Source organism: Pontibacter chinhatensis (assembly GCF_900113285.1).
Classification (GTDB): domain Bacteria; phylum Bacteroidota; class Bacteroidia; order Cytophagales; family Hymenobacteraceae; genus Pontibacter; species Pontibacter chinhatensis.
The window spans coordinates 1-23858 of sequence record NZ_FOOT01000016.1 but is presented as its reverse complement, the minus strand read 5'-3'; the positions used below and the strand labels follow the sequence as shown (position 1 = coordinate 23858).

The 23858-nt window shown below is 41.0% G+C and carries 20 protein-coding genes; 11 read left to right on the top strand and 9 right to left on the bottom strand.

Features of this window, described 5'->3' with window-relative positions:
- Positions 1–10: 10 nt before the first annotated feature.
- Positions 11–2986 carry a type I restriction endonuclease subunit R gene (locus BM040_RS20995; protein WP_092105703.1) on the top strand — a complete coding sequence of 992 codons (2976 nt, stop codon included), beginning with the start codon at positions 11–13 and terminating at the stop codon, positions 2984–2986.
- 373 nt (positions 2987–3359) lie between these two features.
- Here the strand turns inward: BM040_RS20995 and BM040_RS20985 are convergent, their stop codons facing one another.
- Complete coding sequence (locus BM040_RS20985) at positions 3360–3731, bottom strand: hypothetical protein (RefSeq protein ID WP_092105699.1); 372 nt, start codon at positions 3729–3731, stop codon at positions 3360–3362.
- Between the two features lie 227 nt (positions 3732–3958).
- On the opposite strand from BM040_RS20985, the gene BM040_RS20980 reads away from it, so the two are divergent.
- Positions 3959–4927: an ADP-ribosylglycohydrolase family protein gene (locus BM040_RS20980; protein ID WP_092105697.1), complete on the top strand. Its 969-nt coding sequence runs from the start codon at positions 3959–3961 to the stop codon at positions 4925–4927.
- Positions 4928–4938: 11 nt separating this feature from the next.
- Here the strand turns inward: BM040_RS20980 and BM040_RS20975 are convergent, their stop codons facing one another.
- Positions 4939–5307: a hypothetical protein gene (locus BM040_RS20975; protein ID WP_092105695.1), complete on the bottom strand. Its 369-nt coding sequence runs from the start codon at positions 5305–5307 to the stop codon at positions 4939–4941.
- Between the two features lie 476 nt (positions 5308–5783).
- On the opposite strand from BM040_RS20975, the gene BM040_RS20965 reads away from it, so the two are divergent.
- The 6 genes from BM040_RS20965 to BM040_RS21615 all read left to right on the top strand — a co-directional run bounded on the left by BM040_RS20965 (position 5784) and on the right by BM040_RS21615 (position 13438).
- Positions 5784–5978 (top strand): hypothetical protein, encoded by a 195-nt coding sequence (locus BM040_RS20965; RefSeq protein ID WP_139217866.1) that lies wholly within the window; start codon positions 5784–5786, stop codon positions 5976–5978.
- A gap of 9 nt (positions 5979–5987) precedes the next feature.
- Positions 5988–8756 carry a BT4734/BF3469 family protein gene (locus BM040_RS20960; RefSeq protein ID WP_092105689.1) on the top strand — a complete coding sequence of 923 codons (2769 nt, stop codon included), beginning with the start codon at positions 5988–5990 and terminating at the stop codon, positions 8754–8756.
- A gap of 477 nt (positions 8757–9233) precedes the next feature.
- Positions 9234–9749, top strand: coding sequence for a hypothetical protein (locus BM040_RS20955; protein WP_092105687.1), 516 nt, complete (start codon positions 9234–9236; stop codon positions 9747–9749).
- A 361-nt stretch (positions 9750–10110) separates the two neighbouring features.
- Positions 10111–11310, top strand: a complete 1200-nt coding sequence (locus BM040_RS20950; protein ID WP_092105685.1) for an XRE family transcriptional regulator — start codon at positions 10111–10113, stop codon at positions 11308–11310.
- Positions 11311–11327: 17 nt separating this feature from the next.
- A complete protein-coding gene (locus BM040_RS20945; protein ID WP_092105683.1) occupies positions 11328–11774 on the top strand; it encodes a hypothetical protein in 447 nt (148 codons plus the stop codon).
- A 50-nt stretch (positions 11775–11824) separates the two neighbouring features.
- On the top strand, positions 11825–13438 hold the full coding sequence (locus BM040_RS21615) for a coiled-coil domain-containing protein (RefSeq protein ID WP_139217865.1): 1614 nt from the start codon (positions 11825–11827) through the stop codon (positions 13436–13438).
- A gap of 99 nt (positions 13439–13537) precedes the next feature.
- On the opposite strand, the gene BM040_RS20935 is transcribed toward BM040_RS21615, so the two are convergent.
- Positions 13538–14203, bottom strand: coding sequence for a recombinase family protein (locus tag BM040_RS20935; RefSeq protein ID WP_092105679.1), 666 nt, complete (start codon positions 14201–14203; stop codon positions 13538–13540).
- 487 nt (positions 14204–14690) lie between these two features.
- Between BM040_RS20935 and BM040_RS20930 the strand changes: the two genes are divergently transcribed.
- Both BM040_RS20930 and BM040_RS20925 read left to right on the top strand, forming a co-directional pair.
- On the top strand, positions 14691–16280 hold the full coding sequence (locus tag BM040_RS20930) for a hypothetical protein (RefSeq protein WP_092105677.1): 1590 nt from the start codon (positions 14691–14693) through the stop codon (positions 16278–16280).
- Between the two features lie 41 nt (positions 16281–16321).
- On the top strand, positions 16322–17605 hold the full coding sequence (locus tag BM040_RS20925; RefSeq protein WP_175491146.1) for a C1 family peptidase: 1284 nt from the start codon (positions 16322–16324) through the stop codon (positions 17603–17605).
- A gap of 244 nt (positions 17606–17849) precedes the next feature.
- Here the strand turns inward: BM040_RS20925 and BM040_RS20920 are convergent, their stop codons facing one another.
- The 6 genes from BM040_RS20920 to BM040_RS20895 all read right to left on the bottom strand — a co-directional run bounded on the left by BM040_RS20920 (position 17850) and on the right by BM040_RS20895 (position 22278).
- A complete protein-coding gene (locus tag BM040_RS20920) occupies positions 17850–18635 on the bottom strand; it encodes a hypothetical protein (RefSeq protein ID WP_092105673.1) in 786 nt (261 codons plus the stop codon).
- Between the two features lie 118 nt (positions 18636–18753).
- Complete coding sequence (locus tag BM040_RS20915; RefSeq protein WP_092105671.1) at positions 18754–19311, bottom strand: DUF4145 domain-containing protein; 558 nt, start codon at positions 19309–19311, stop codon at positions 18754–18756.
- Positions 19312–19490: 179 nt separating this feature from the next.
- Positions 19491–20126 carry a hypothetical protein gene (locus BM040_RS20910; RefSeq protein WP_092105669.1) on the bottom strand — a complete coding sequence of 212 codons (636 nt, stop codon included), beginning with the start codon at positions 20124–20126 and terminating at the stop codon, positions 19491–19493.
- 112 nt (positions 20127–20238) lie between these two features.
- Positions 20239–21186 (bottom strand): restriction endonuclease, encoded by a 948-nt coding sequence (locus tag BM040_RS20905; protein WP_092105667.1) that lies wholly within the window; start codon positions 21184–21186, stop codon positions 20239–20241.
- Positions 21187–21291: 105 nt separating this feature from the next.
- The gene (locus BM040_RS20900) at positions 21292–21681 is read right to left on the bottom strand and encodes a hypothetical protein (RefSeq protein ID WP_139217864.1); all 390 of its coding nucleotides are present in this window, start codon (positions 21679–21681) and stop codon (positions 21292–21294) included.
- A gap of 9 nt (positions 21682–21690) precedes the next feature.
- Entirely contained in the window at positions 21691–22278 is a 588-nt protein-coding gene (locus BM040_RS20895) for a hypothetical protein (protein WP_092105663.1), read from the bottom strand.
- A 111-nt stretch (positions 22279–22389) separates the two neighbouring features.
- Here BM040_RS20895 and BM040_RS20890 point away from each other — a divergent pair, with 111 nt between their 5' ends.
- Positions 22390–23724 carry a protein NO VEIN domain-containing protein gene (locus BM040_RS20890; protein WP_092105661.1) on the top strand — a complete coding sequence of 445 codons (1335 nt, stop codon included), beginning with the start codon at positions 22390–22392 and terminating at the stop codon, positions 23722–23724.
- The last annotated feature ends 134 nt before the right edge of the window (positions 23725–23858 follow it).

Here is a 23858-nt window from a genome sequence, read left to right as displayed (position 1 = left end):
GACACCAGCTATGGCAACAGGCATCCACACCGAGCAGACATTTGAAGAAGCCATCGAAAGCTTTCTGATAGAAGAAGGCGGCTACACCAAAGGCGACAGGTACAACTTCAACAAAGACTTAGCTCTTGACAGAACGGTCGCGCTATCTTTCCTGCAAACCACGCAACCCAAAGCATGGTTGAAGCTGAGCCAGATGCATGGTATGGATATGGAGAAGAAGCTGCTCCAAAGACTAAGCAAAGAACTCGAACTACGCGGTACGCTGGATGTGCTGCGCAACGGCATCAGCGATTTGGGCGTGAAGTTCCGGATGGCGTACTTTAAGCCAGAGAGCAGCCTGAACCCGGAGGCGGAGACGCTATACGAGATGAACCAGCTGACGGTGACACGACAGGTAAAGTACAGCAACCACAACGAGAACTCGCTTGACCTTGTGCTTAGCGTGAACGGTCTGCCTGTGGCAACCGCAGAACTCAAAAACCAGTTCACCAACCAAACCGTGGAGCATGCTAAGCACCAGTACATGCATGACCGCGACCCCAAGGAGCTGCTGTTTCAGGGGAAGAAGCGTGCGCTGGTGCATTTTGCCGTGGACAAGGACGAAGTGTACATGACCACCAAGCTAGATGGCAAGAGCACCCGCTTCCTGCCGTTCAACTTGGGTTTCGAGAACGGCGCTGGCAATCCGCCTAATCCAGACGGCTACAAGACCTCCTACCTGTGGGAAGAGGTGTGGAAGAAGGATAGCTGGATGGATATCCTCAATAAGTTCATCCACGTGCAGGAAGAGGAGTATGAAAGTGGAGGCAAGAAATATAAGAAGGAAACCATCATCTTCCCACGTTACCACCAGCTGGATGTGGTTCGGGAGGTAGCGAAAGATGCCCGGAAGCATGGCGCTGGTAAAAACTATCTTATACAACACTCCGCTGGCTCAGGTAAAAGTAATTCAATCGCTTGGCTTGCCTATCGCCTGTCGAGCCTGCATAATGCCAGCGATGAACGGGTGTTCGATTCGGTGATTGTGATTACAGACCGCAAGGTGCTTGATACACAGTTGCAGAACACCATCTATCAGTTTGAGCATAAGCAGGGTGTGGTGCAGAAGATAGACAAGAACTCAGGTCAGTTGGCGGATGCGCTCAACGTTGGCTCCAACATCATCATCACCACCTTGCAGAAGTTCCCTTTCATACTGGACAAGGTGGCGGAACTACCAGCCCGCAGGTATGCCATTATCCAAGATGAGGCGCATTCGTCAGCTCACGGGGAATCATCCAAGAAGATAAAGGAGATACTGGCAGCTAAATCGCTGGAAGAAGCAGAGCAAAGCGAAGCCGACACTGAGGAGGACAACGACGCCGAGGATGCCATCCGCAAGTCCATGCTGGCAAGAGGAATGCAGCCAAACCTGAGCTTCTTCGCCTTTACCGCCACACCTAAGGAGAAAACGCTGAAAGTCTTCGGTCAAATGGATGCCGATGGCAATCCAAAGGCTTTCCACCTGTACTCCATGCGGCAGGCGATACAGGAGGGCTTCATTCATGATGTGCTAAAAAACTACACCACCTACAAAACCTTCTTTCAACTCACTAAAGCCATCGAGGACGACCCTGCCCTGAACAAGAAGAAAGCCAACAAAGCCATCGGCAAGTACGTGTCGCTGCACCCGCACAATTTGGCTCAGAAGTCTGAGATAATGATAGAACATTTCAGACAGGTGACAAGCAAGAAAATTGGCGGCTTAGCGAAAGCGATGGTCGTGACAGGCTCTCGCCTGCATGCGGTGCGCTATTACATGGAGTTTCAGCGCTATATTAAAGACAAAGGCTACTCCGATATCAAGGCACTGGTGGCGTTTTCGGGTAAGGTGCTGGATAATGGCGGCGAGTACACGGAGGAGCAGCTGAACGGCTTTAAAGAGAAGGAGCTGCCAGAGAAGTTCGCTACCACCGACTATCAGGTGCTGTTGGTGGCGGATAAGTACCAGACAGGCTTCGACCAGCCGCTGCTTCACACCATGTATGTGGACAAGAAGCTGTCTGGCGTGAAAGCGGTGCAGACCCTATCTAGGCTGAACCGCACAGCCAAAGGCAAGGAAGATACCTTTGTGCTGGACTTTGCTAACGAGGAGGAGGACATCCTCAACTCATTTCAGCCATACTATGAACTGACCACAGTAGATACACCAACCGACCCGAACTTGCTCTCTGACCTGAAATACAAGTTAGAGTCGGCGCAGATTATCTGGAAGTCAGAAGTGGACGCTTTCTGCGAGGTATACTTCATGTCTACCGACAGGGTGAACGCCAAGTTACAAAAGAAGCTGGACGCAGCCATAGACCCGGCGGTGCAGCGGTACAAGTGCATGCCGACTGAGGAAGAGAAAGAGGACTTCAAGCACACGCTTATTATCTATATACGACTATACTCTTTCCTGACGCAGATTATGCCGTTCCATGACATGGAGATGGAAAAGCTGTTTGCATACGGCAGGCTGCTCTATAATAAGTTACCACGAGAAAGGGGTGGCGGCAACATTCACCTTGACGATGAAGTGGCGCTGGAATACTACCGTATCCAGAAAATCAGCGAGGGCAGCATCGTGCTGGAAGAGCGGGGCGAGTACGGATTAAGGGGAACTACTCAGGCAGGCATGAGAGGCGAGAAAGAGGAGCAGGCACAGCTATCGGAAATTATAAAGGTGTTGAACGACCGCTTCGGCACAGACTTTACCGAAGCAGACAAACTGTTCTTCGACCAGATTGAAGCGGAGCTAGTGCAGGACGAGGAGCTATCCCTTCAAGCCCGGAGCAATTCCATGGAGAACTTCAAGTATGGTTTCGAGGACAGATTCCTCACCAAGGTAATCCAGCGCATGGAGCAGAACCAAGACATCTTCGCCAAAATCATGGACAACGATGAATTCTCGCAGCTGGTGAAGAACTGGATGCTAAAGAAGGTCTATAAGAAGTTGAATGAGTAGTAGCCGGTGGTGCATCCTGTACGGCTCAGGATGTACCACCTAAAACCCAAGCCGGGTCATTTTCTCTTTCCGGAGCCAAGTGCCTAAAATTGATGGTGCTTTGCCGTAGCTGTTTCCAACCATACTTGCTAATTCTGTTTCGAGCTGCTGATTTACAAGATAAATGGATGTAATGGTGTCGGTACTGACAAATACTAATTTTGACTTGCCTCGTGGGTGTAACCTGAAAGTCCAATATCTCATACCGCTTTCCAGTGCGTCATGTACATACCTGATGATGGTGGCTCTATTCTTTACGTTGCGTGTGATTACTTGCATTGGTAATAATATTTAGAGCTCCGGCTGGTCGATTTTTAACCAGCCGGTAGCGTTTCTATTTCATGATGTCAAACAGGTTGTCTATTTTCTTCCCCCTTGCGATAGTCTTTTCGAAAGTATCATGGTGGATTAGCTCGCGCACAGAAACATAGCCCTCTGAATCACCTTTCCTTACTACACTTAGGTATCCACCTGTAGTTATTTTGTATTCATACCAGTTCTCACTGTACCTCTTGTAAAGCGATAACATTTCTCCTGTATATGTCACGCCGGATGTTGGTAACCATTCAGTGAAAATCACCTGTCCGTCTCTGAAAACATGATACTCTACTTCGTCCACTTCTAGTTGTATGCTAGCGTTCTTCTTTGCAGCGGTCTTCTTGATGTTGGCAATCGCCATCTCGATGTTTTGTCTTTGTGTTGTCATGTTGTAAGTGTTATATCTGCTGTTTATAGAATCGGGAATGGCATAAGTTTTAAAATTTTTCAATTTTTTTTCAGGGGTATAGGAATAAAAGCGCCAGAGAACTACAAGATGTCATAGAATTGATGTCTCCTGCTCACTAATTGAGGGCACATCTGAATCGTACAGCAAGCCTATTTACAATATAATGAAATAGGCTCCGTTACGCGGACCTAACTAATCAAGGAAGCATGAAACGCATAGTAGGTCTTATCTTAGGAGGAGTGTTGGGAGACACGCTCGGAGTCAGCGTAGAGTGGGAGAGCCGAGAGGCATTGCGGCAATCTCCTGTAATAGGGCTTACCGCATATGGGACGCATAATCAACCTATGGGTACTTGGAGTGACGACAGCAGTATGATTTTGTGTACCATAGAGTCAATTATTGAAGGCTATGCGCCGCAGCGGCTTACCTCTAAGTTTCTACAATTCATGAACGAGGGCAGGTACACACCTGATGGGAATATATTCGATATAGGAATAGGTACTAGGGCTGCTCTGATGAGGGCTGCTAGCAACCCTAAGATGTTAGACACGGCATCAGATGTAGATTGGGTTGCGCCTGGCGGCGCGTCTATATCCGACAACGGGAACGGAAGCCTAATGCGCATTGCCCCGATGATTGTGCTTTTAAAACCATTAGGGCAGATACAGCGCTACCAACTGGTTAAGGAGGTGTCTGGCATTACTCACGCTCACATTCGCTCTGTGCTAGCTTGCTTCTACCTTTGTGAGTACTTGCTTTATCTGGAAGAGGAATCTGATAAGTTTAAAGCATATAGGTCCGTAAATGCCTCCTTTGGGAAGTTATTCCTTTTAGAACAGTTAAATCTTCCTCTGTCTGAGCTGGAAGTGTTTGAGAAAGTCCTGTCTGGAAGGATTCACGAGCTTCCAGAGGAAGAGATTCACTCTACAGGGTATGTTATACATACCTTAGAGAGCGCTATGTACTGTTTTCTTACCACATCCAGCTACAGAGAGGCGGTGTTAACGGCAGTCAATCTAGGGTCGGACACAGACACGGTTGGAAGCGTAACTGGTAATCTTGCAGGATTCTACTATGGTTCCAGTTCTTTGCCTCAGGAATGGATTAGTGAGGTGAGGCGTATAGAGGAGATATTAGAATTAGCTGAACAGCTAGAACAAGTATATGAACACTAGGAAGTAGTAGGTTAGCCTTTGAAACTATTGAAGCTAGTTGAGATATCGCTACCAGAGGTGTAACAGTCGACATTTCTTAGTGCACTTATGCTTATTTCCAGCGTGTTGATTTGCATTACAGGCAAAGCAAACACTGGTATATCATTTGGCACAATATCTTCAAACATGGCTGCCACAAAGGAGCCATTTTCTTTATGAGTGAGATAATCATCAAGCATCTTGTAGATATTTTCCTCAATCTGCGAAGCAGGGAAAATATAATTGTAGAACTGCTCTACACGTGGCACGCATCGAAGCGTCACCGCGAAGTTATAATCTCTATACATAGTCGTGTAAGTGCATTTCCCATAACTGAATAAGGCATCAAGTTGCTGCGTCATAATAGTAGTCTTTCTACTATATATAAATTTTTTAACTCATGACTATGCCTTTGCAATACCTAGTCTGGGAAAATGGGGTCAGCGCCGTGCACTAGATTTGCCTATCTGTATATCTCGTGCACTTCCTTATCCTCTGAGAATATGTACCCGTGTAGTGTTATTGGGGCGTCTACCTGATGTGAGCTGACCTCTGTAAGGTCGATGCAATCTGTGCCCCCTGTGACATTAAAGACAGCACCAGCTCTAAAGAGCACCTCGGCTTCGCCCAGCTTTCCTAAAAGGGTGGCAGCCCGGATGGTCTTGGCAAGCGGGGGAGCGGAAGACTGTATAGGTGCCGGGGTATTGTTTCTATGGTGGCACCGCGTTCCAAAAAAACTGCAAAAATTTTTCAAACTAAGCGTTTCTCAGAATCTATAAGTGATATATAAAAAAGGTATGGGATGTCCCATACCATGATAAAAACAACACTTATAATCATGAGAATCACTTATTTAATTGATGGTGTCCATTACTTGGATACCCACATGGCTAAGCGCCAGTTCGACCTGTACAACATGCAGTTCCACCGCAGGGTAGAATCGCAGAAGTTGTCCTTTATCCTGTACCAGACAAAGAAGCTCTATAGGGAGAAAGACCTCCTCACACTGTTCGAAACAACAGACAAAAGTTAAGCTAACGTGATGAAGACAGGACACAACAACAGACGCATTTCGATTGCCATAAACAAGAACGGTACTCTAAAGGATGGGAACTCGCAGCCTAACTATAAAAGGGAATTCGCCTACACGATAACTGAAATTTATGAGATAGTGAAGAGCGGTGGGGGGATTTACAGGGTTCCAGATTTTAAAGATAACATTGCCTATTTGAGGAGCCATAATAAAGAGGATGAGCAATACGGCTACAGAAAACTGGAACTGCCCCTGTTCACACCATCAGCTGATTTTAAGTGGAAGTTTGGGCTTAACGCCGAGTACGACTATTCAGGTATCATGTGCTTCGACTTCGACAACATATATGATAGGGATGAGCTACAGCAATTGGTGAGAGAACTCAAAAAGTGGGCATATACGAAGCTACTCTTCCTGTCGCCATCTGGGCACGGGGTTAAACTGTTCGTCATGGTGCCCTCTGATGAAACCCAGCACGACCTAGTTTATCGGTGTCTCATGCTTCAACTAGAAGAACGATACGGTAAGGGGGCTGACGAGAAATGCGTCAATATCAATAGGGGGTGTTACTTCTCTTACGATGAAGATGCCTTTTTCAATCAGCTAGACGACAGCGATTCGGTGGTCAGTCAAGAAAATATTGACCAGCTCATCAAAAATTATGGTGCGAAGGCAAGCAATTGGAGGAGAGAGTCTGACGAATATGTTGAGTTTGATTTCAAAAAGGTCACCTCCCCGGGCGTGAAGCAGATGTTCAACGCATATCTCGCGCAGTTAGAGGAGAAAAGAATAGGCTGGATGGATGGTAAGAGGGACTCACTTGTACGGAATGTTGCGAAACTAAAGTGGCACGGAATGACTTTTGAGGAATGTGCGGCAGAGCTTCTAGCATATGTGAATGGCAGGTATACGGCGCAGCTGACGGAGAAGGAGGTCGTGAGTAAGTTGCGACGACTCTGGGGTCAAGATTTAATTGCGGCTCCCCAGTCGGTGTTTACCTCTAACATATATCAAATCGATGACTACCTGACAGAGCAAAAGGAGTCAATCAAGTCTGAGCTGCTGAGCAAAGGTACAATCTACATCAATGCACCGACGGGCGCAGGGAAGACCACGCTGGTGAAAGTACTAGCTGCCGAGCTAGGCATGAAGATGGACATCATCATGCCGACCACAGCGCTGGTCAATCAGCAGTCGGAGATTCCCACTATGACTGGAAGCGCCAAGTTAACACAGGAGCTTCGTGATGCCGAGGTGATTGCTACCACTTACAACAGCATCAGGAAGATAGAAGTGCGGGAGAGTCAAATACTTGTCATCGACGAGGCACACAGCCTTGTATCAGACTATGCCTATAAGCGTGATGTCATACGCGACATCCAGAACTATATCGCAAGATATGATTACATCATCTACCTGTCTGGCAGTATGATTCCGCTACAAGGCAGGTACAGTGACGATAACCTACTAAGCTTTCAAAAGAAGAATGCGTTCAATTACAAGTATCAAATAGTTGACCTGCGCACGCTTGGGAACGGCGTCACCGACCGCGACTACTTTCTCAGTAGTATGCATCCGGATGCGCTAAACGTGTACTACAAAAACGACAAGGCGGAGCTGGATTACATCTATGAGTATCTCTCGAAACAAGGGTACAAGGTCGCTTACATCAACAGTGATAATAAGGACTCAACCGAGTACAAGGGGATAGTAGAGAACCAGACCTTGGGGAATGAGTACGATGTGCTGCTCACCACCTGCCTCATACAAGCTGGCGTCAACATCAAGAAATTGAACAAGCCGGTGCGCATCACCTTTGGTAGCCGGTGCACGCTGATTGACTACGTCCAGTTTGTGGCTAGATTCCGAGAAAACAACCCTGCCATTTTCATTGTGCACTCGAATAAGCTTGGGAAACTGCGTGTGGTGGCAAATGACGATTTGAAGGCAAGGGTGAGGAGTGAAATAGCACTATTGCAGAAGGCGGAGGAGCGCAATCAGGAGCGCGGCATTGACTGGGACAACTATCACCACAGTGTTTCAAAGATTCTTAATTCGAATACGCTGGTGTTTGAGAACCTTGATGGTGTGTATGTGCAGGACGACTTCCTGTTTCTGTACCATGCCTATGAGGTGATAAACAGCAACATTACCAGCAACGTGCGGGAGTTGAAGCGGTACCTCTCTATGCACAACTTTACAGAGGTTCAAAGTGCAGCCGTAGCCATCGATGCAAATGCGAAGAAGGAGGTAGACTCAATCAAGCGTAACACGAATGAGGAAAGGAAGAAGAGAATCAGTATCATGGTAAGCGCCATGCTGAAGGGAGTGCATGTGTTTGGAAAGTCTCGAGACAAAAAAATAAGGGAAGTAGAGGAGAGATTCAAGTATTTGAGTGGGCACCTGAGTCTGGCGCACATCACCCCTGACATGCTGACCTCATTGAAGAAATACAGGGAGGTAGAGAGTAGACTGAAATACTACCTCGTAGACAAGGCGGAGCAGGGGAATTTTACAGTAGAGGCTACAGCTCAACTGGATTATGTGAAACTAAGACACTTAGAGAGGGTACTCATGGTGAATACAACTTATTCTATGATTGAGTTGAAGGAAAAAATGGAACGCTTACAGATAGATTCTACAATCACTGGCGCGGTCGGAGTGATTTTCACCTATACCACTGACAGTGCGAAGAGGAATTACAAGATAACAGGCAAACACGACATCAAGCCAATGTTAAAGGATGTAAGTAACTGCCAGATGGTAGCGCTTTTCTAGCAAGTGGGATAGTGTGACTAAATTTGATACATATTATCTCTATATAAGAACCACATGTGTCAAAAACAGTCTCACGCTGAAAAAGCGGGAGGTATCTTAAAACAAAACGGCAGGCTTGATATATAATAAGTGAGTTGTGTCCTGAAAGGATTGAAGGCTGATGGGGGAACCTGTCGGCTTTCAATGCTTTGGGAGTTGATTGTTACTGGGAGGATGAGTAGTAGTAGTGTGAATGTTGTGACGACACCTCGTCGTAGATGGTAGATGCAGAACCTTCAATTTTTTTGAATTTCCTGTTACCCTATAGGTTTTTTTTAATAGGTGCCATACAAGAAACGCCATACCAGTTGTCACATCTCCTATATCTGATAGGCTAAGATTCACAATAAAATTCTCTATCTCAATTTAATAAACTATATATTATATATAGAAAGACACGTTTCTATTTTATAAAGTTCCAGCCACCAAAAATTTACAATGGGTATTATCATCTCTGTTCCTCTTGTTATAATGCTTCTGCTGGGTCAGGCGTTAAAACCCTCAGATTTTAACCAATACCTTACACGGCATGAGTTGCTTGATTTGAACAGAGAGTATGCCCAAATATTACGGCAAGAGCGGCAAAAGGCTTCTACAGACACTATCGAAGTACTTGTCGACTTGAATATGCTATATGGTACTGTCGTATTCAACTTTAAGATGGAAGAGCAGGACTTGCTGCATCATGATATAAGCGATGGAACGTTCCAAGGGGAAATCTGTGGTAAGCTGGTGGAGGGGGAGTTTACTAAGGATATGAAGGCACTGGCACGGCACATATATGACAGGTTTGAGCGCTCACCGCCTCACCGTGATGTACAGTTGAACCAGAGTTACAGATACGTGAGCGTAAGTTGTACCGGTCGCTACTTTGTGGCAAGGTTCGGTTACTGGCGCAGCGATTCTATATCACAGATGACTATAACTAAGTTCAATAAATTAGTGCCACGCTAATCTATGTTTAAAATGTTAAATACTACTCTTTCATTCTGTGCTACACTAGGGTGATAATTCAATATTGTTTTAAGGTCCTATCATGCCGCATAAGTCTAAAACTATAGTGTTCCACATGATAGAGGGGGTAGCAAGCTCCTGCTACTTGTTGTTTGCCCTATAGTACAGCGCTTTACTTAACAAAGCATCTATTTCAGACGGTCTTCATATGACTAGCAATCCATAATTCCTTATCAAGTTATAGTTTTATAGCTTGGTTAAAAATTATATACCTGATAATGTGTGTGTTGTGACAAAATATATAAAATTTATATATTGAGTGGTGTAAATATTCTATATTTGGTGTAAAATTACGCCACTTATGGAAAGCGAAGATAAAATACTTAATGAGGTATACTCTATTCTAGGGAAAGATGGTGTGACAACCCTATCTGAGCTAGTGAATAGTAAGTGTGAGGAGCTCCAATTGTCGCAGCGCCAGTTCAGCGCCATTGTAGGCATAGAGCGAAAATCACTTAACAGGATATTTGAGGGTGAAGCACAAAAAGTGGACATCGTTACCTTGCTCAAACTGTCTCACTTCTTAAAGAAGCCTATAGACGATGTCATCCGCATTTATATCTACTCCTTAACACCCGAGACGCTCTCTGATGTTGAAAGGACTAAGAGAGCCTCATTCATTGTTGAGAACTTTGACCTTACAGGAATGAAGAAGGCTGGCGTTCTCGATGACATCTCAGACTTTGAGTTAATAGAGAAGCGAATCAACACATTTTTCGGGTTAGAGACCATTTTTGAGTACAAGGACAGGCTAGACTACGCCCTTTTCAGCAGAACGAGGAAGTCTACCCGAGATACGATGCGTGATTTCTGGGTCAAGTCAGCCTATACGCATTTCGAAAAGCTGGATAACCCAAATCCCTATGACCGGAAGGGGTTAGTTTCGATAATATCTAAAATCAAACCCTACTCAGAGCTTGATACAAAAGGCTTCATCACTGTAGTTAAAGCGCTTTACAATTTGGGAATCACCGTGATTGCTCAGGCGAACCTGCCCAACGTACAGGTTCGGGGTGCCACCTTTGTTGTCAAGGGCAAGCCGTGCATTGTGCTGACTGACTTAATAAAAAATTATGGCACCATCTGGTTCTGCCTTCTGCACGAACTTTACCACGTGCTCTATGACCTCGACAAGCTTACCGATACCTGTTTTCATCTGAGCGAAGACCAGTTGGACTTGCAGCTGACTGAGGAGAAAGCCAACTCATTCGCCCGGGAGATGCTGTTCGGGAAAGACCAGCTGGAATACATCAGACCGTTTATTAGCAACCACAGCCTTGTTAGCAGGTACGCCAAACAGAATGCTGTACACCCTTCTATTATATACTCCTTCTATGCATGGGACAAGCTTTTAGAGGGTGACAGCTCCTTCTTCATGAAGTTCAACAAATCAAACTTGCTGCCACCTGCTGACCCCTGCCTTAATCAGGTTAAGCTGTCCACTTGGAATGTTGAGGAGCTAGAAGCACAGTTGAAAAATGTTAGAAGTGTTTTTGTTTAGTAATACAGGAAATAAAGATGGAAAATAATCAACAAGATAAGAAGACTGCACTCGAACTGGAAATGGAAGCTCTGATTCAAGCTTCGAGAGCTACGTCTGGTCACCAGTTGGGACTCGGGGAAGAAGTGGAGCGCATCGTCGCCTCTAGCATAATTGGAGCAGTGCAAAGCCCGGAGAAAGCATATGATTTGTACTACAAAGCTTTATATTCCCTCTTGAAAACAAACCTAAGCAACCTGCCACAGGCACAGAGAGATATGATTTATGACCAAAAAAACATCTTTCTGACGAGGGGTAAGGTTAAGGACAGCAGAGGCATACGCGGCGGGGACAGTCGACAGGCTTACTTGGAAGACATGGAAGCAGCTTTGGAAATAGTGATTGACTGGGTAAATGAAGGGGCTAATCCAGTTAACCTGTACAATGCGTTCCGGGACAAAAACAGAGAACTCAACTATATCTAACTCATTGCCTGTCAATATAGGTGATGCACCCTATTCCTTAACAATAACTTATGGAAACTGTATACAGCATGGATGACGGAAGCGAGGAAAGCCATGTCTATGCCTACAATGTAAAGGATGAGATAATACATATCTCTCAGGCGAAGAGCGGTCGTCAGGGGTACTTTTGTCTTGGCTGTAAGCGAGACATGCAGGCATGTAAAACTAAGATTGAGAATCGCTCATCCTACTTTCGTCATGACCCCAAGGGCGTGGAGCCTACGAAAAAGTGCACCTATTCTGACGAAACGTATCGCCATCAGCTCGCGAAGGAGATTCTGCAAAGGGTTAAGAAAATTAAGGTTCCGGCAGTATATAAGTACCCTCCTAAGGGAGTGACTGGATTAGCGAATTTGCTAGTGGAAGACAGATATATTGAAGCGGAGTTTGTTGAGAACGAGACTTATTTCTTTGAGGACGAAAATGGGGAGATACGGTGGGGGAAGAAGAAAGACTTAGGTGACAGGTATCTATTGGTTAAGCCTGATGTCACCTTCTTCGACCAAGACTACAAGCCTATCCTTTTTATAGAACTAGTCGCCACGCATGCTCCCTCAGTCGAAAAACTAGTCAAGATAAAGCGTCTGGGAGTAGACACCATACAGGTAAAGATACCCAAGGACTCCCCGGAAGAGATTGAGCGTTCCTTTTTCACAACAGACAAAACGAAGTGGTTATATTCTCATGAGCAAGAACGAACTGAATACGTACCAATTTCCCATCCAGATGCAGCGGGAGTTCCACCTATTGATGAACTCCAAAGAAGACTTTTTGAGGAAACTTACGAGTGCCGAGCAGCGCAAATTAGAAGCCTTATACGAGGCTTTACAAAATGTCTGGAATCAAAACCTTACAGAGACATTGAAGCAGGACTTAGAGACGAGATATCAAGAGTTGAGAGAAATACAGCAGATAATCAAGAGCGACTGCAAGGACTTCAAGACCGGCATAGAGCGTCAATTACAGCAAAGTATTCAGAGCAAATCCGAGGAATTGATGAGCAAGAAGAAGCTCTTCGAGGAGAAGAAGAGCGACTTCGAGAAGATGCAGTCAGAGCGGAAGAAGACCATCGAAGGGAAGCGGCAGAGCTTGACCGAGCAGCAGGAGTTCTTGATGTCGACATCACAGCAGCAATCCGAGGGCTTGGTGGAAATCGAGAATCTTTTGAAGAGAGAAAAAGAGAGATTGAGCTTGAAGAAATCTCAGTTGACCGAGATATCGCAGCTGAGAAAGGAAGAGTTGAACAAATTAGAGCAACTGCAAGCCGCCTACCAGAGCGGTTTGAACAACTTGAAAGCGCAGCTAGAAGCAAGTTTAGACAGCTTAAAGGAGCAGAGGCAGCAGGTATTGCAGGAATACGAGAGGCTAGAATCCAACTACCAAGCAGATTTGAACGAGAAGGAGTCGAACTTGAAGAACGATTTGCAGGATTACGAGACACAGCTGCTAGGACAGTTGAAAGCAGAGATACTGCAACAGGTTCCGACTTGTCCAGACGTATTAAAAACTTACTTGAAGCAGGAGGACTCCTTGCAGATTTCGAAGGCTATAAACTTGCTCGTGACCGAAACAGAACAGCTTGGCAATGCTTTAACAAGAGAACTTACAAAAATTGGGAAAACTAAAGAGAAGTTTATGGAGTTGATGGATAGAAACACTTCTAATGTATAGGATTACCTATAAACACCTATACCACTCACGCTGTGAAAGCCGGGTGCGGTAACCTAGGCTTTCACCGTCTGGTCGGTTTCTAAATTTTGCAATGCTTGCCTCACTCTCTTAACAGTCGAAAGACCTTTCTTGACAATTGCCGCAATCTTAGTGTCTGGTAATGCAGAGTGGTTTATAAGATTGGTAATGTCTGAGTGCTTCTCAATAAGTCGGGCATTAGAATATGACGAACCTTTGACTCTGCCTTTGTACTTATTACTTTTCTTAGCCTCCGTGATGCCCTCTAATCTGCGGCTCTGCTGGTAGGTTAGTTCCATCTCGGCTCCAAGACCCAGCATCATGAGCATCGACTTTTGAAGTATATCTATGCGACCGTGCTGGTCGGGCGAGAATACCAAAGCGCTCGGATGCTGTACATGGACCGTCATACCATGCTCCTCCACGATAGTCTCAATTGTGGAGATGGTATGCGAGACCCTTCTAGATATTCTGGAAATCTCGGACACGAATATAGTCTTGATGCCTTTCTCCTGACAGTATCTAATCATTTTTTGGTATCCCTCCCTTTCCAAGGTATGGGTTTTGCCTGTAATGGAGTCTGAAAAGAACTTTTCAATTCTATATCCCTTGGCTGTAGCAACCTCCTCCAAGTTTACTTTCTGTCGGTCGACTGTCTGTTGAGTGGTGGAGACCCTACCGTAGGCAACTGCTGAAATCATATTCAAAATAGGTTTAGGAGTGTGAATATCTATTCTGGGATGTAAAGCTGTTCCAAAGATACGAATAAGTATTCAAATATGGGTATAGTCTAATATGAATAGTTAATTATAAATGTGTATTGGGTAGTGAAACATCTCTTAACGTAATACTAGTTTTCTTAATATGCTCCATCCATGTTTTATTTTAAGATTAAGAATAACAAGAGAAAGTATTAATAAGCGGTTAAGGTAATGGGTATAGGATATGATAATCAAACGGCTATACAAAAGGAGTAAGAACACTATAAGCAAATCATAAATATGCCAAGAGAATTTTAATTAAACCTTTCATTACCAATTTTTAATACTTACTATTAATTATAGCATTGCTTTTGCTTAATATCACAAATTTATAATTATAGAATATTTATATTAAGTACAACTATTGTTAATATAATAAGTATATAGCTTATGATAATTATATTTAATCTTAATATGTTTAAGTATTATGAGGGTAATCTTGTACATTTTTCTGCTGTTTTTTTTAAATCGAGTAGTCATCGCACAAGATGAGTCTGTATTCAATAGAATTAATGGTATAAAATTTGAAAATAATATTTATTTAAAATGGGACTCAAATAAGAATGGAAATAAAGGAGCATTAAGATATAGTATCGAAAATCCGTATGAATGGCATGATTTGGATGAAGATTTAATATTTAATGTTCGTAACCAGCATAGAAATAATTTTAAAATTTATACAGAGTTTTATAATCCTCTGAAATTTTCAATTAAATCTACATCGAAAGATTTAGATGACCCTGCATACCAAGCTATTAGCGAATTTATATCAAATCTTCCTGCTTCAACTGCTGTGGTTGCTTCTTCACTGCAACCTAACTTTGCACCAACAACCTTTATAACAAAGGATGGTACAAATCTTACAGAAATAAAGAAAACTATACTCTTAAATGAATGGGTTTATGAGTTTATTAAAGCATTAGACATTGATTCTGTCAGTAAATACAGTGGTGGTTACAATGTTTTAGCTGAAAAAATCAATTTAATAACACAAGCAGATGATTATTTCTTCAATGATTTCATAGCAAATAATATTCCTGAATTAATTAACAATCAATACACTTATACTGGCTGGATTAAGAAGAGGAGTGAGGTTTTATTTAATGTAGATAATAATTATACAACTTTCCGACAAGAATTGGGAATCTCTACCAAAGTAAATGAAAACCTTAAATCAAAACAGGAAAATGCTATCAAATCAATTGACAAACTCATACAGCTGCTATCAACTGAATTTGATTCAGAAATTTCCAAATTTATAGTACCATCGAGAAAGGAGGCATTTAAAAAATACTCATCCTCAACTGCATTCTTACTTTCAAATAATAAAAAAACGATGTTGGAGGAGAGTAATATAGCTTTAAAAGGCTATACCGAATTATTAGACAAGCTAACAGCCCATACTAATAAATTCACTAAAGAAATATGTGATATGCAAGGAAAAAATTGCAATAACTATCATGAAGACTATGACTTAAAGCTTGACTGGAAGTCACAAAAAATGAAGGAGTTTAATTATAAGGTCACAGCCTTAGATATAAGTGGTTCAGAGGTTGAAAATAGTAATTATAATGCATCTTTTGTAGTTGGTAAAAAACATAGATTATATCCATATATATCCACAGGTTTGTTATATACAGGATTTTCATATCCAAACTATTCAATAACAACTGAAAATGGAAAAAATGAAGTTGCTATAGTAGGTGAGACGAAAGTTAATTTAAGACCAGCGATGTTCTTAAACTTTTTATTTACAAACTGGGATAATATACTTCCTTTTATGCAATTGGGTGTATCAACAGGTGTAAATGATGCTATTTTTCCAATAGGAGCTGGTGTTTCAGTTGGACGCTCCTTTTCAATATCTGGTGGTACTATGTTCGGGTATAGAAAGGAATTAGATAATCTGAAACTAGGGGGTGAAGTTAGGGACGAGGCACAGTTACAAAGTGACCTCACTAATAAACCGGTTTTTTCTTGGTATTTCTCTGTTAGTTATAATCTTAGTAAAAAATGATAGTATTAACTAGAACTTTGTTTTTTATATGCTTCGCATTTATGATAAGCATTATCAATGTCTTTGCACAAGATAGTATTACTTACGGTTTAAAGTTGCCTACAGAAGATGAGCTAAAAAGTATTCCTTATACACCTGCATTTCAACTTCCATCAGGGACAGTATTACCTAATAAAATTGACCTTTCTATTCATATGCCACCAGTGAAGAATCAAGGTTCACAAGGCTCTTGCACTGCTTTCGCAGTTGCTTACGCATTAAAGTCATTTCATGAAAAAATGGAATTTAATTGGAGCTTTATTGAAGGGGGTAATATTAGATATGATAGAGTGTGCAGTCCCGCTTTTGTCTTCAATGTCGCTAAAAGGATGATAGGTGATTACAATTGTAAAAACGGAATTTCTTTCTTTGAAGCATTCAAAGTTCTACAAGACTATGGGACCCCTTTCTGGAATGATTATCCTTATGATGAATCGAACTGTTCTAACCAGCCAAGCCAAACAGTTGCATCTAAAGCTATTGCTAATAAAATATCTACTCATAGAAGAGTAAACCATAAAAATATAGATGAAATCAGGTATAATATTTCTGTCAATAACCCGATAATAATTGGTGTTATACCTGACGATTTTTTCCAGCCTGACGGTTTTGATGCATATCGTAATGGTCGTCATTACACTTTTATTCCAAAAGGTATTTTAAATCCGAATAATTATCATGCTATGGTTTGTGTTGGATATGATGATAATTCTAGAACATTTAAAGTTATGAATTCATGGGGCACAAATTGGGGTAACGCAGGATATGTTGATATTCCTTATGCATGGTTCACAGGTGTGGTACATGAAGCCTATATTATGAATGACGCTTATAGATATAATCTATTTGTAGATTCTAAGAAAAGGCAAATTGAAAATATCAACACTAAATCAGACTCAATACAATACTCATCTTGGGTCAAAAGAGGGTATTATAGAGAATTTAAAAATTTAAAATTTGGGTTAGCAGAATTAGATTCAAAAGCTGAATCTGCGTATTTTGTTGTTTCTGATGCAGCTACAAACGAGGATATCTTCTCAGCAAGGCTAGAGAATAATGAATCACAAACCATCCAATTAAATAATCAAAGGATTACCCTCAAATTAACAGATGTAGGGAGAGCTGGTAAAAATCCCCTAACTAAAGCAGCCTTTTTTTCAGTTATTGTAAGTAATGTATCGGATATTGAGTTGAAAGAGCAACTTGCCGATTTGCAACTTATTAACAATCAAAAGTTATTAATAAATCAACTGATGCAGCAGCAAAATCAACTAATTGAGCATTAATTAGTTCTTTATTATAAATGTGAATAATAAGGTTTCTCTTTTACTAAATTATTTTCTTTGGGTGACCAGTGGCATGACTTCTGTCTCTGGTAATAGACAAAAAAACTATTATTGTACCATCCTAATTTTACTACATCAGACCTTGAACACTAGTAGTTGGTTAAACACGTATGACTAATTTAAAATCTATAAATGAATAAATTCTAATTACCATTTGCCGTGTTTATTTCAATACATTTTGATTTCAAATAAATTTATTTACAATATCCTCTAAATCTTCTTTGTCAATTACATCTAGCTCACAAATTTTAAATAGTAACTCACCTACCAAACCGAGTCTACAATTATTTAGATGTCTGTGACCAACGTAGGTCATAAGCGCTGTATTATGGGGCTCTAGCAAACCGGTGGCTATCATATTGGACAACTCATTTTGAATTAGTCGCGTTTCGTACCAGTTGTCTCTGCCTTGCAAATCCTCTAAACTCTTTAGTTGTTTTTCAAAATCTTCATGTAGTCCAATGACTGCAAGTATGCATAGCTGCTTATAATTTAAATTATTCAGTGTGGATAACAGGATATGAAAGAAATATGGCTCTAACCAGTCTATAAAAATTATATTGCCATAAAATCTCCCTATTAATTCCAGTTTTTTGTCTTCATAGTTGTTCTTCGCAGCAGTTAAAATTCCATGATACATTTCATAAGCATTACCTGAAATTTGATTATTTAGTAACTTATCGTTTACGAAACCTCCTTTATCTTGATTTTCCAAAATTTTTGCAATTGAAAAAATTTCAGTTATTGAAATGTTTTTACTTTCCTTTTGAGAGAGGTGCTTTTCTGCAAAGTCATTCATGTTCTGGGCTATAGCATCTCCTACAGCTGCTGCAATCATGACACTTTCCGGATTGCTGGACAGAGAACCAAGGTATGCACCTGTGACTGGTCCTAGCAATTTTAGACCCTTTTTTAGTATTTGTTGGCTTGAAATTGATAAATTATTAAATAAACGGCTTTGCGAATCCATTTTAGTATAGGGTTCAGTATTAGTTAGTTAACCTCTTCAAGCAATTCAGATAGTATTAATCCTCATGTATATTTGAAACAAAAGGCTAGGTGTAATTACTTAGCCTTTTGTGATGTTACTAGTTGTCTTCATAAAATATCTTACGGAAATGTTCATCCTCCTTAAAGAATTTCATGTCTGACTCTGGCGTTTTGATTCTTTTAATTTTAAGAATCTTATCTACTAAAAGCATGTTGATAAGTCCTATTTCAAATACGAAAGTATCTTTGGGATTTGCAGGTTCCACGAGGTTTTTAACTATCGTTAAAGAGTATACCTTATTCTTGAAATCGGTCTCTTCGAAAGATATGGTAGCTAATTTGTGTGCTGCATCATTTCTCATAGTTCGTATGAGCTGTATGTCTTCGAAAACATCAGCAGAAATTAAGCCTAATAAATAGCACGCCTTACTTTTATTTGAGAAAGAACCTAATGCAGCATTGCCACCTTCCATGAATTCTTTTAAAATTTTTTTCTTATTACCTATCAAATAACACGATAATAATCTTCCAAGTAATTCATCAACTATAGAAGCGCCTACAATCAAGCAAGCTCTATCTGATAATCCATTTAATTCATTTCGGACATCTTCATTGTCGAAAAAGCCTTTAGTGATTGGTTGTGTTTTTTTTTGCATAAAAATCTGTTGTGTCGAAAAAATTTTAATGTTTAATTCTATACAGTTTTGACTTTTCTTGTTTGCACAATAAATAAGACTAACTAGTGAAGGCTTATATGTTCTTATATTGCCTGAGCCAGTAAATTCAAATTACTATGTAGTAATAATGTAATATATAAGTAATCAAGTTTTGAACTTTAACCACTCAAACTCTCTAACATGAAACTTTGTAGTCTGCTCTTTGCTTCTTTTTTTAAATCTTCTAACCTGTAGATGTTTTGAGCTAATGTCAATGCATGAGTGTTTGCTCCATCACTGCCACCTGTACCATTAAGCATTGAATTGGAGGACGTAATGGCTTCTAACGTAACTAGGACTTCATTGAATACAGTATCAGAGGTGAAAATAGGGAAAACGTGTTGATGGTTCTCGTGGAGCACTTGGAGTCGTTGATGGGTTTCGCCCGCTTTGTCTCCAATCGCTCGACTTGTTTGGTCATATGAAGAGAGTACGATGTCGATTAGCCTTGCATACTCCTCTAAGACTGCTTGTCTCAATTGGGTTAGAACAAGTACTCTTTGGGTATCAAGGCTACGCTGCTGTATGTGAGTTTCGATTTGCGATACTTCGTATGTTATATATGCTAACACGAAGATACTGACTAGGCTTAGGAATGGGTTTAATGTGCCTCCTATAAAGTCTCCAAACTGTCCCCATTCTTCATGGTCAGTTGATAGCTCGGGGCTTCCTAGCTTGTAATAGTATAAAATGAAAGGAGTTGAAGCGATTAAAAGTATAACTATGAAAAAAGTGAATACGAGTTTTCTGCTCATCTAAAAAACTTAAATATGTTTATGAAGTCATTAATGTAAAACGATGCACGGCATACATTTAGATGTTGACTGATTTCGGGTTGACTGTACCGAGCACGAAGCCTGACATTTTCTAATTTCCTATTAATAGTTCCGGCGCATATCTTAAAACAAATTTAGCAACGTCTGCACCTGCAATTAAGTCAATAGTCTTACCTGTCTCCTCTGATTTCTCGCGAATGTATTTCTCTAGCCTTTCGGTTTCTGTAGCGGTTGTAATAAGAAGCCCGGCATCGGCTTTGTAGTGATTTATACCTGTTACAATTCGGTCAATAGCATGAGTATCGAAATGTTGACCCGAGTAGGATTTTGCTTGAACCACTAATTTAGTTGATACATTAATGCCAATGATGGGATTCTCAAACTCTACCAATAAATCAGCTCCGTTGTCACTTCTCCACCCGAATCCGTTCTGCACAGAGATGGTGTTAGGCATATTCTCAAAAATCTTATGAAGGAAGTTCTCGAATTCCTTGCTCTTGTTCATTTCATGAATGTGAGAAGTTATTTGAGGTAATAACCCGTCCATTTTCTCTCTCAGGTGAACGATGCTTCTATCCTCTTTTCTAGTCTCATCAAACTTACCCTCTCTTAGATTCTCAATGCTTTTCAGGAAATCATTGACTTCTAAAACTCGTTGCGCTCTTCTTCTTGGAGCCAGATTAACAGAGCCAAGTACATTAGGGTTGGTTCTATCAAACTCTAGTATTGAAGCAGGGTCTATAGGAATGAAATTATTAAAGTCGCTTCCCCAGTGGCACTTTATTCCGGCATCAAAATCATACTCTCCGATGGCTTGAACTGCAACACATTTGCCATATTGAGGCATATTTACATGTACAATCCAGTCTCCTTTTTTAATTCTGAGTAGGAAAGCGTTCTTTCCGTACCATCTGTCTCGTAAGGAGGCTTCTTGGTCCCACATGCCGAACCTTGATTTACCATTTTTAATTTCATCGTAGACTGCTAGTCGTGCGTCTCTATCATCTATTTTGGCGAATGCGTATACCTGTGATGCCATATAGTTTTAGTTGCTGTATGAATTGTACCAAGTGGTTGTAATAATTGAGTCTGTAACAATTGAGCCTTGGTTGTTTTTCCTAATTTGAATTTTAGTGTTCACAGGTTAGATTCTGGGTACTATCATGTGGGGCAGTGAGTTTAAGGATGGGTTGTGATACAAGTGCCCTGCGATTTTGATATTGTATAGTCCTGTAACTAAGTCTGTTTTACGAAGAGTACCGACGTAGAGGAATTCCCCTGTTCTTTCAAGTTTCATCAATTCAAATTGAACCATTGTATACGGTACATTATTTAGAAACTCTTGATTCCTCATGTCAAATTCTATCCTTAAAATATCTCCCATATTGTCAATATCGAAGGAGAAGCTGTAGTACCTATTGTTATACTGGAAAACCTTACCTTCTGCAAACCTGTTTTCTAAAATCTCATTATGCTCGTTCATCCATTTGTAATGAAGCCTCATTGGAGGCTGTATTTGTGGTGCAAGACGCATAGTAGTTATTTAGTAGTTGATATATTTTTTATCTTCTTTGTGTTGGACACATACGATACGCTTCCAATCATCCTGATGATAGATGTAGCCTTCCCATTCAAAGTCACTCTCATAGCCCCAAATGATGAGGAAGCTTTCATTATCTGAGATTACTTTCGATTGTCTGGTGCCTGAGATGATATGATGCAGGTATTGGAGTTGAGCAATTGCATCCTGCTCGTCATCGGGGTATGATACCAATACTTTTAAGTCACAATGTGTTATCAGTAGGTGGGATACTTCTTGGTACAGTCCACTATGGAAGTAATTTTCATGTTCAAATGCCACCCTAATGTCCCTGAACCAATTAGTGTTATGTTTAATACCCGGGGTCTTGTCCTCAGGCTTGTATAGAATTGTATCTATGGAATAATAGTCTAGGGGATAGCATTGCAGGTTTAGCCTCTGTGCAACTTCTTCCATTACTGAGTTGTCAGAGCCTTTGATGTAGTAAGTATAATCCTTTGGTTGGCGCCATAATTTTAGTAAGTCACACTTCCTGTTCTGTACTGTATCTAACCATGCTTGAAAGAATTGATACGCAGATATTGTCTCCATTGAATTGCCTGTTGCTACTTTAAATATAACCTAAATTAAATTAAACAATAGGTTGATTTATATATTTATATATTGGATTAGTTAATAAACCACATTTTAATATAAAATTTAATGCAAACCGTTACTGAGATTGTAATTGACTTCTCTGGAAGTATGCGAGAACGCCTTGCGCTTACAAAGGAGATACTGTTGTATGATGTGATACCAAATTTAGATTTTGCTTCCAGGATAGGTATAAAGACATTTTATGGTAATCCTAAAGATAACAATGCACTTGTAGTAGGTGAAGTATTGCCTCTGAGTATTTGTAGAAGTGAAGATTTGGTCCAAGCTATTTCACAGCTAGGTGTGCCAGACGGTAACAGCCCCATTGCAGAGGCTATAAGTAACTCTGTTGCATCATTGAAAGAGTTTAGGACATTCGATAAGAAAATAATCTTGATAACGGATGGTGAGGATAACTGTGGAGGTGATTACGAACTAGAAGCTCGTAAAGCAGGAGAGGCAGGCTTTTTCTGTGAAATACATATTATTGGTATTGGATTAACAACAGGTGAGATGGAAAAGGCGCAGAGAATAAGTGACTTAACGAATGGTTCTTTCAGTAATGTAGATTTCTATAAAGGATTAACCTATTCACAAGCAGGTATCAAGGAAAGCTTGACAAAATTTAAACAAGCCATGAATGTTGTAAGCAAAGCAAATATCCCACCTCAATATACTGCAAAAGCTATTCCTTCCATTCATCCGCCTCTCGGACCTCAGGCTACAAATAGCAATAGTTCTACTACACCTGATGCTCAGATAATTGTATCAGTTGATGACGATGAAGAGGAGAAGCTTTATATCCAACAAGTACCTGATGAAGAGGAAACGATTGTTGAAATGGATAAAAATTCCATTAAAGAGCAGCTGCTTGAAAATGAAAATGTGCTCAGGAAGGTGGTAGAAGAGCTTGCTAGCATTAAATCAGATATTAAGGAAATCAAGAGCAGTAAAATAAGGCTCGAAAACGAAGATACCACTGTACAGGGAGACGAAGAGCTTAATGAGGAAATAAGGAGTAAGAGTGAAGCTTACCTGTTCGGATATCTAAAGAAGAAGTATGCTGATAGGGTTGTCTGGCTTAATGAAGAGGAGGAAAGCTACAGTGACCATGATTTCGAAATAGTGGACATCGATAGTGATACTGTTGAATATTTTATTGAATGCAAAGGGACCTTAAAAGATAAGAGGACATTTTATTTAACTAAAGGCGAGTGGAGGCGGTTCCTGAATCATACTAAGAATTATCAAGTTTATCTAATCCACAACGTGTTTGATAATCCTAGCCACATATTCATCGATAATCTTTTAGACTGGTTACTAAAAGGTAAGGTTGTACCTTATTTATTGAATAATGAGAAAGTAAAAGCGGAGAGAATCACCTTAACTGTAGTTGACTAATTCTTCCGGATTTATAATACATCATCCTTTTCAAGAATAGGCAGTATCTAATTAACTGTGTAAATGGAGGTTTGGGCGCAAGTTCGGACCTTTTTTATTAACTTCCATAACCATTCACACAGCGATGATAAGCA